Genomic DNA, 1,177 nt, shown 5'->3' on the forward strand with positions numbered 1-1,177 from the left:
AAACCGCCCGCCCGCACCGTGTGAGCCCGACCATAGGTCGGGCATGCAGGGGTGTCCTTTAGCGCGCGTTAAAGACGGGATGGATGGGGAAACGAAAAGGCCGCCCGGAGGGGGCGGCCTTGGAGGTGGCTAGTGGCGTTTCCTTTAGAGTATCAACTCGGGATGATGGTTTCCGGGTAACAACGGCAACGGGCCTTTGCCCCCGCGTGGCCACCCGGTGGCTCCGTATCCCATGAAAAGGTGCGGCCCTCGTTGGCCGCGCATCGCTCGCATACGGCACCATCCCTACCAGTGCGCCAGATGTATCCCGGACTGCCAACCTTCTTGGCGTTTCGGCGCTCTTGGGCAAAATAGGACTTGGCTTTCGCTGCCGTCTCCACACCACCGGAGCAGGTGGAGTCGTTTGCCTTTTGTTTTTTCCCGCAGTGGTCGCACCGCTCAGCGTCCGAAGGAATATGTTCATAACATTCAGGACAGTTCTTCGTGGACCACGATTCCCCGATTGCCGGGGCGGTGCGACCTTCGTCCGCACTGCTTGCCGCACCACGGCGGCCCCAATACCAATGGGCACAGATGACGACGACCGTCCAGAGTAGAGTCCCCAACGGAGGCCACCCAGGAATATTAGCGAGCACTCCCAGGCCCAGAAGCCAGACAACAAAGGCCAGCCAAGACTTGTCCCTCTTTGAAACCGACGTGGTCGGCGTGATTTTCTGGATCAACCCACTCGCCTCCTTCCCCTTTTAAGGGTCGTTGGTATTAACTGCCCGCTTACCCCGCGTCCTTCAATTCCTTGCATCCGCCGCGTTGCGCCAGCAAAGCGCTCGTCTGCTCAAGGTTTCTTTGCGCCGACTCCGGGCAGTGCCGGTAGTTGTCCAGCAGGGCCGCTTCCATAGAGGTGAGTTCCGGCTTGGGCGACTCATCCCCCATCAAAAGCCACTGCGGGTCAACGCCGAAATCTTTGATCAGCTGCTGGAGGAACGAGGCCGAGGGCTCGTTGTCTCCCCGCTCATAGCGGATCAATGTGGCTCGCCCGATGCCCACTTTTTTCGCAAAGTCGCCCTGGGTCATTTGCCCTCGGATCATGGCAATTCGCTGGCCTAGCGTGTCTTCAGGCATAACAATCTCTCAATCTCAACTTCGAGACTTGACAATGTCTCAAAGTTGAGGCAATCAA

The 1,177-nt window shown here is 58.7% G+C and carries 1 protein-coding gene; it reads right to left on the minus strand.

The window, feature by feature from the left end; translation table 11 throughout:
* Positions 1–771: 771 nt before the first annotated feature.
* Positions 772–1,119 carry a helix-turn-helix domain-containing protein gene (locus QQS14_RS16380; protein WP_285908092.1) on the minus strand — a complete coding sequence of 116 codons (348 nt, stop codon included), beginning with the start codon at positions 1,117–1,119 and terminating at the stop codon, positions 772–774.
* Positions 1,120–1,177: the final 58 nt, after the last annotated feature.

Origin of the sequence: Pseudodesulfovibrio pelocollis (assembly GCF_030282845.1) — a bacterium.
GTDB lineage: Bacteria > Desulfobacterota > Desulfovibrionia > Desulfovibrionales > Desulfovibrionaceae > Pseudodesulfovibrio > Pseudodesulfovibrio pelocollis.